Origin of the sequence: Candidatus Nitrosarchaeum limnium BG20 (assembly GCF_000241145.1) — an archaeon.
Lineage (GTDB): Archaea > Thermoproteota > Nitrososphaeria > Nitrososphaerales > Nitrosopumilaceae > Nitrosarchaeum > Nitrosarchaeum limnae.
Genome location: NZ_AHJG01000318.1, coordinates 1 through 6,551 on the forward strand (window position 1 = coordinate 1; position 6,551 = coordinate 6,551).

The 6,551-nt window shown below is 32.7% G+C and carries 12 protein-coding genes; 5 read left to right on the plus strand and 7 right to left on the minus strand.

Translation table 11 applies throughout. From position 1 onward, the window contains the following. Together BG20_RS11035 and BG20_RS13815 are read right to left on the minus strand one after the other, a co-directional pair. Positions 1–302: hypothetical protein (locus BG20_RS11035; RefSeq protein WP_010195445.1), on the minus strand; the 302-nt coding region annotated here is incomplete at its 3' end. Between the two features lie 93 nt (positions 303–395). Further along, a complete protein-coding gene (locus BG20_RS13815) occupies positions 396–518 on the minus strand; it encodes a hypothetical protein (RefSeq protein ID WP_256359103.1) in 123 nt (40 codons plus the stop codon). Positions 519–594: 76 nt separating this feature from the next. Between BG20_RS13815 and BG20_RS13700 the strand changes: the two genes are divergently transcribed. Continuing rightward, positions 595–864, plus strand: coding sequence for an SLOG cluster 4 domain-containing protein (locus BG20_RS13700; protein WP_250635836.1), 270 nt, complete (start codon positions 595–597; stop codon positions 862–864). Next, positions 857–1,105 (plus strand): SLOG cluster 4 domain-containing protein, encoded by a 249-nt coding sequence (locus BG20_RS13705; protein WP_250635837.1) that lies wholly within the window; start codon positions 857–859, stop codon positions 1,103–1,105. Before BG20_RS13700 ends, BG20_RS13705 begins: the two co-directional genes overlap by 8 nt. On the opposite strand, the gene BG20_RS11045 is transcribed toward BG20_RS13705, so the two are convergent. From BG20_RS11045 to BG20_RS11055, 4 genes are all read right to left on the minus strand, one after another. Continuing rightward, entirely contained in the window at positions 1,095–2,234 is a 1,140-nt protein-coding gene (locus tag BG20_RS11045; RefSeq protein ID WP_010195448.1) for a 3-hydroxyacyl-CoA dehydrogenase family protein, read from the minus strand. The genes BG20_RS13705 and BG20_RS11045 overlap by 11 nt on opposite strands. Positions 2,235–2,343: 109 nt before the next feature. After that, positions 2,344–2,502 (minus strand): hypothetical protein, encoded by a 159-nt coding sequence (locus tag BG20_RS12500; protein ID WP_010195452.1) that lies wholly within the window; start codon positions 2,500–2,502, stop codon positions 2,344–2,346. Positions 2,503–2,564: 62 nt separating this feature from the next. After that, on the minus strand, positions 2,565–2,951 hold the full coding sequence (locus tag BG20_RS11050; RefSeq protein ID WP_238527621.1) for a hypothetical protein: 387 nt from the start codon (positions 2,949–2,951) through the stop codon (positions 2,565–2,567). Between the two features lie 201 nt (positions 2,952–3,152). Then, positions 3,153–4,481, minus strand: a complete 1,329-nt coding sequence (locus tag BG20_RS11055; protein ID WP_010195456.1) for a sensor histidine kinase — start codon at positions 4,479–4,481, stop codon at positions 3,153–3,155. Positions 4,482–4,737: 256 nt separating this feature from the next. On the opposite strand from BG20_RS11055, the gene BG20_RS12820 reads away from it, so the two are divergent. Genes BG20_RS12820 through BG20_RS11065 form a run of 3 tightly spaced genes read left to right on the plus strand, consistent with a single transcriptional unit; the run spans position 4,738 to position 5,623 of the window. Then, positions 4,738–4,905: a hypothetical protein gene (locus tag BG20_RS12820; protein ID WP_007401843.1), complete on the plus strand. Its 168-nt coding sequence runs from the start codon at positions 4,738–4,740 to the stop codon at positions 4,903–4,905. A gap of 2 nt (positions 4,906–4,907) precedes the next feature. After that, a complete protein-coding gene (locus BG20_RS11060; protein ID WP_010195458.1) occupies positions 4,908–5,186 on the plus strand; it encodes a hypothetical protein in 279 nt (92 codons plus the stop codon). A 29-nt stretch (positions 5,187–5,215) separates the two neighbouring features. Next, entirely contained in the window at positions 5,216–5,623 is a 408-nt protein-coding gene (locus tag BG20_RS11065; protein ID WP_010195459.1) for an HIT family protein, read from the plus strand. Here the strand turns inward: BG20_RS11065 and BG20_RS11070 are convergent. After that, positions 5,617–6,288: a DnaJ domain-containing protein gene (locus BG20_RS11070; RefSeq protein WP_010195461.1), complete on the minus strand. Its 672-nt coding sequence runs from the start codon at positions 6,286–6,288 to the stop codon at positions 5,617–5,619. The genes BG20_RS11065 and BG20_RS11070 overlap by 7 nt on opposite strands. Positions 6,289–6,551 lie beyond the last annotated feature (263 nt).

The window sequence follows — 6,551 nt, forward strand, 5'->3', positions numbered from 1 at the left end:
AATGCACAAAATTTTTTCTTTGAATCAAACGATTCTTCTTTTTTATCAAAGCACTCTTTGCATAATAGACCTTCCATATCCCACTGCCATCTTGGTTCCCATAACTCTGAGATTATCTTTGTTGTTCCACACACAACACATGGTTGCCTGACTTTTCCCTCATAGTATTCTTTTGACTTTTCAAAATGGCAGTCCCCGCATAATGAACCCTTGACGTTCCATTCTCTTTTTGGTTTATGTTTGTGTGTCAGTTCCTTGTTGCAAATCGCACAATAGGTTGGTTTTCTGTTAAATAATCCCACAAACTGTATTGTAAATGAAATAATTTAAGTCAATACAAAATTGAAAGTGTTCCCTAGTATGATATATTAAAAATAATAAAAAATTACAAGCGTCTATTTACTTAGGATCTTCTCAAGAGCCTGACTTGCATTTAGCATACCATTTCTCTTGGCAAATTCCTCGATCATTTTGTATTGTTTTTCGGTAAAACATACTGGCATTGAGCGTTTTTCCATGATAATTCTGATAATTATTATCTAATATCTTTTGCGTTAGGAAACATATTAGATGGTAAATAATCATTGATACTCATTGACCAAAAAAGTTCAGATTTTAGTCATAGGGCACAACGATAATGGTTGTACGCCAACACATGAAAAAATAGCCTATGAGATCGGTTGCGAAGTTGCAAAAGCATCATGTGTTCTGATTACTGGTGGATTGGGGGGTGTTATGAAGGCAGCATCTCAAGGTGCTCATGATGAAAATGGATTAACTGTTGGAATTATTCCTCAAGATGATGCTTCGTTTGCTAATGAATTCTGTGATGTTGTAATTCCTAGTGGCATGGGGATTGACTAGAGATTTTCTTAATGCTTTATCTGCAGATGGCGTCATTATAGTTGGCGGTGGTTCGGGAACTTTATCTGAAATATGTGCTGCATACATGTACAAAAAACCCATGGTTGCAATTAGAAACACAGGTGGTGCTGCAGATAAATTCATTGATGGATATGTTGATCATAGAAAAAATGTCAAAATTATCGGTGTAGATACTGCAAAAGATGCTGTAAAAAAAATTGTTGAATTAATTACTGCATAGAAACTAAAAGTGGATCTGGCTCGTAAAACTTCCCATATTTTGTTGCAAGCTGATTGAGTTCATTTACAATGTTTTTTATGCCAATTTCTTTAGCTGTTTGGAATAATGGTTTTTTTAATCCTAATCCTAATTGTGCAGCTTTTTCAATCTCTGCAATATCACTTGCTTTGTTTGTAATAAGCCAAGCTGCATTGTTTAAAATATTTGCAACAAGTTGAATTGGATTACACTTTTTTGCCAACTCTTCTGATAACGGAACACGTTCATATTTTTCATCTGAATACTTGTAGAATCCCTCTCCTGATTTCTGACCAAGTTTTTTTGCATCAAACATTTTTTCAATTGTTGGGTGTGGCAAGATCACTTTTTTATCACGTAAATGCATTTCTACTGTGGCTTTGTGAATCACATCCATTCCAGTAAAATCTGCCAACTCAAAAATTCCCATTGGAAAACCTAGCTTGAACTTTACTGCAGAATCAATTTCAGACATAGTTGCACCTGTTCTATCCATCATGTAACATGCCTCATGAACCATTGGAATGAATAATCTGTTGATGATAAATCCTGGAACATCTTTTCTACAAATTACTGGTTCTTTTTTTACAGACTTTACATAATCCAAAGTTAAATCGATTATTTCATTAGATGTTTTCTCCCCTGGGATAACTTCGACTAGTTTCATTAACTGTGGCGGATTAAAAAAATGAATTCCAATAAATTTTTCTGGGCGTGTTGTTGTGTTTGCAATCTCTGTAATTGGTAAAGTGCTGGTATTTGATGCAAAAATTACATTCTTTCCTGCAACAGAATCTAATTCTGCGTACACTTTTTTCTTTAATTCCATAATTTCTGGAACGACTTCAATTACAAGTTGTGCGTCTTTTACAGCCTCTGAAAGATTAACCACTGGTTTTATTCTTGAATAAATTGAATCTGCATCTTGCTGTGAAATTTTTTCTTTAGTGACTAGTTTATCTAAACTCCATTTTATTTTCTCCATCGCTTTATCTAAAAATCCCTGTTCAATATCTCTGAGAACTACATTATATCCTGCAGTAGCTGAAACCTGCGCAATTCCATGTCCCATTATACCTGATCCTAAAACTGTAATGTTTTTGAGATTCATCTAATTTTGAAAACTCTTACATCCTTTATAATGTATTACCATGTATGGTTTTCTTAATATTAAAAAACAATGATTTTTTTTGACTTTTATAAAAATATGGGATAAAAAATTACTTGAGTGATTTTGCAATATGATCGTTAATAACTTTGGAAAAACTTACAGCTTCTGAAGACTCTTTAATTTGCTTAGCTTGGATAGCTCTGAGCTTTTTAACTACGTCATCATCCAACATTATTGTAATTCTATGAGGCATAAGTTGATAATTCATGAATTATATTTATACATATGTGGATGTATGAAAACTGTTCTACGATCTATTGAATTATAATTTTACTTCCAGTATTCAAAATTGTTTTGCAAGTCTATGATTGCCATTTTAGAAATGAGTGTATCTTCAGGAATACTTACTCCAACGCGCTCTAAAGCAAAATTTTTGAATTTTTTAACTATCTGTTCAAAATCCCAACACGGAAAGAAAAAATGATAATGTGATACTTTTGGACCTCCATCCTTGTTGCGCAGAAGTACAACTTTGCAAATATTTGATCCTATATCGTTATTGCATGACTCACAAACAATTTTTTGTATTTTATCCGTTTGAGTACTTTCTTTTTGGATGGGATGGGACCTAACTCGAATCCTCCTCGTGCCTTTTTCAATAATGAGTGTTTGTACTGTTTCATAGTTTGTCTCTTTTTTAGTTAAATCCATTTTCATATTGACATCTGTTTTCTTAAATGATGTAAAGGTAATATTCAGACGCATAAGATATCAGTATGATATACTTCTTCAATTATTAATCCATCGAATTCTTCATTTTTGTTAAATTTATAATATTTTTTAACGATTATAGAAATAATTGGATGATATTTCAATTATTTTTAAAAGAAAATTATGCTGTTTTTCTGAGTTTAAAGTTTAGTCGCAGTGTGGATGTCGAATCAACCCATCATTATGATACAAAACCAGAGATTCTATTGTTTTTGAATCACTCAATGATTTGTAAGGACAAATCAATCTTATTGGCATTTCATAATTTGGAATTATTTCATGCCATGCTTTTTCTATTCTAATGCAGTCTTTATGATTGCCATTATTTTCTAGATTTCCCGCAATGATTCCAATAATGCATAGTCCTGTTTTTTTCTTTTTCTTTGCAATCTTATGAACTTTGTTTAGATATTTTATAACAGGTTCAAACGAAGATCCTACTTTCACATTTTGATACATCTCATCATGACTACAGATTATCAGATCCTCAGAGTTTACAAGATCTTTTATGCTAATTCCATTTGAAGTTAGCATATTGTAATAGTCATCTATCTCCTCTTTGGATATGACAAGTACATTTAGACAATTCATTCGCATTCCAAGCATCATAAACTCTGATATGTATTCACTTAACTCATCATTATCTGAAAACTCAAATGCTAAATGATCATGGTTCTTCATTTTTGAAATCTTTTCTAAAATTGTACCTGGTTCATTAACTCGTGAACCAAGTCGTGTTATGTCTTTTGGTAAAATTATTGTAAATGTGGTGCCTTTTCCAATTTCTGATGACACATTGATTGTACCGCCATGTTCTTGTATGATGCTTTTACAACTCGTTAGTCCTAACCCTGTACCTTTTTGCTTTGTTGTAAATAATGGCTCAAATATCTTTGGTAAAATATCCGCAGAAATCCCATGACCTGAATCGCTTATTTGAATTATAATGTTGTTTTTATCCTCACTTGTTTGTATGCTAATTATGTCCCCATCTGTAATTGCATGATTTGCATTTGTTATCATGTTGTTAAATACAACTTTTAGTTTTTCTTTATCACAAATAATTTTTATATTTTCAGATAAAGATTTTATTTCAACATTTGAACTGTTTGAAATTACCTCTTTGATAATATCTAAAATATGACATTGCGATAACACCAATGATCTAGGTTTGGTAAAGTCAAGAACTTCATTAATTTGATGTGTCATTCTTCCAACGGCTCGCTGCATTCTTTCTAAACGGGCTATAGTTTTTTCATCACACTTTACATCTTGTTTTATTGCCTCAACACCGCATTGTATTACTGCTAATGGATTTCGTAAATCATGTGCAATTCTTGCAGATAACTCCCCTATAGCTTCTAGTCTCTCAGAGCCTGGAGAGTTGACATGTTTTGTGGACTGTATTATTTGTCTAGTCGTATCGTTTTTTGTCGTTTTTTTACATATAAAGAAAAGTATGTGTTTAGATCTCACACAAAATATTCCAATAATGTCAGATGATTTTTGAGCCTACTTTTTTAATAATTTATCATATTCATCATTTCTTAAAAGATTGGTTTGACTTGTTTTAGGTAATGCTGATAATACACGATTAATTCAAGAAATTTTTTAAGATAAATTTTAATGTGCCAACCCATATGATTTTTAAATTATTTTACCTCTATTTGTACACTGAAATTATAAATTCACTCCGTATGATTTTTAATCTGTTTCAAAAATTTAGTTAATTATGGGTCTATTCAAGCGAAATAAAGAAAAAGAAAATCAGACCAAGTGTGATGAGTGTGGTTTGGAGTGCCATGATCCTGAACGACTCAAAAGACACACAAAAAAAGCACATGGTAACATTCCTGAAAAGAAACTTGATCCAAATTCAGGTGCCGGTGGTACGTGGTAGTCTTGGAATTAAACACTAGTCAAAAAACAGGTCTTGTATTTGGTGGTATCTTTGCAGTAGTAGTAATAGTAATGTCTACTATGGTTTTTCCATTTTGGAATTTGATTCGAGAAGATGTTTTTGAGGAAGTATTAATTTTGAATAATGATAATGGAAGGTGTTATGTAGAAACTGTGGATTCAATTCCAAAAATTATTGATAATTGTAATTTACAACCTGGAGATAAGGCCCAGATAAAGTATGGTAAGGGTCTTGCATGGGCAACTATAATTGAAGCGTAGTTAATATTTTGATTGTGTGTTAGAATATTATGGATTGTATCTTTTGTAAAATAGTTGCTGGCCAAATTCCAACAAAAATAATTGGACAAACATCTCACTCTATTGCATTTTTAGATGCATTTCCGCTTGCCAAGGGTCACACACTAGTAATTCCAAAATATCATTATGCAAAAATTCAAGACATGAATACTGAGGAAAACTCTGATTTGTTTTCACTTGTACATGATGTTCTTCCAAAAGTAGATGAATTAACTGGCTCTACACTAGTTGCAGTTCATAATGGCAAAGAAGCTGGACAAGAGATTCAACACGTTCATGTTCATCTAGTTCCTCGAAGTAAGGATGATTCTGCAGGTCCAATTCACAGTATGTTTGAGCCAAAAAAATTTTCTGATTCTGAGATTCAAGAAATTTACAAAAAACTAGTTTCTCAGTAAGGAAACAATCTCTCTTTAGTATCCAAGTTCTCTACAGTTATTGCCTTTGTAGGACATGTCTCTGCTGCATTCATTATTTTATTTACCCCTGCACCCTTTGGGTTGATGACTGACGATTTTGGATTTGATTTTGAATTCTTGTTGATTAGAAATACATCGGGTGCAATAATTTCACAACTACAGCATCCTATGCACAAACTTTTATCGACATCGACAAAGAGATTGGGTTGTTCTTGAGGCTCTTTTGCCTTTTCATATTCACCGTGTTTTCCATCAGCCCGTACACGTGCATTATATTCTTCCCAAAATTTCTTTTCGTACTCTCTCCAAAATGTAGGATCTCCCTCTTCAAACTCCCGTGTGTATCTACTCCAATCTTCTTCAGGAATTTTGTCCCCCTTTGGAGCCCCCCACTGTGATTTTTTTTCATAATTGTTTTTGTTTTCGCTTTTCTTGTTTTCTGTTGTACTAAGATCATTTGAATCGTGATTTTTCTTTAGATGATTGTATGCTTCAGTAACTTTTTTGAATTCAATTCCTTCTTTTTGACTGGTATTTTTGTCTGGATGAAATTCAAGTGCTAACTTTCTATATGCAGCTTTTATCTCATCCCATGATGAGTCTGGCTTTACATTCAATGCTTTGAGGGCTTGATATGTATTCACTGTGGTGTGTCGTTTTTCATATCTTAAAAACAATTACACACTAGTAGACGGCGTTACTGGTTTATTCTAATATGATCTCGTCTTCTGGTTTCCATGCTGGTTCCACTATACATAAAAATCGAAGATTTACAGAACCACAATTCTCAATACACTGCGTTGACATTGGCGGGACATAACAAGAGTCATCTTTTTTTAACTATGTGTGATTCTTCATTAATTTTTAAAACTGCTTCTCCTTCTAAGATGTAATAAATCTCAGATGA

Coding starts and splice junctions, on each gene's coding strand:
- BG20_RS12820 (WP_007401843.1), top strand. CDS start 4,738: ATGGGTCTATTCAAGCGAAATAAAGAAAAAGAAAATCAGACCAAGTGT.
- BG20_RS11065 (WP_010195459.1), top strand. CDS start 5,216: ATGGATTGTATCTTTTGTAAAATAGTTGCTGGCCAAATTCCAACAAAA.
- BG20_RS13815 (WP_256359103.1), bottom strand. CDS start 518: ATGGAAAAACGCTCAATGCCAGTATGTTTTACCGAAAAACAATACAAA.
- BG20_RS11045 (WP_010195448.1), bottom strand. CDS start 2,234: ATGAATCTCAAAAACATTACAGTTTTAGGATCAGGTATAATGGGACAT.
- BG20_RS11050 (WP_238527621.1), bottom strand. CDS start 2,951: ATGAAAATGGATTTAACTAAAAAAGAGACAAACTATGAAACAGTACAA.
- BG20_RS12500 (WP_010195452.1), bottom strand. CDS start 2,502: ATGAATTATCAACTTATGCCTCATAGAATTACAATAATGTTGGATGAT.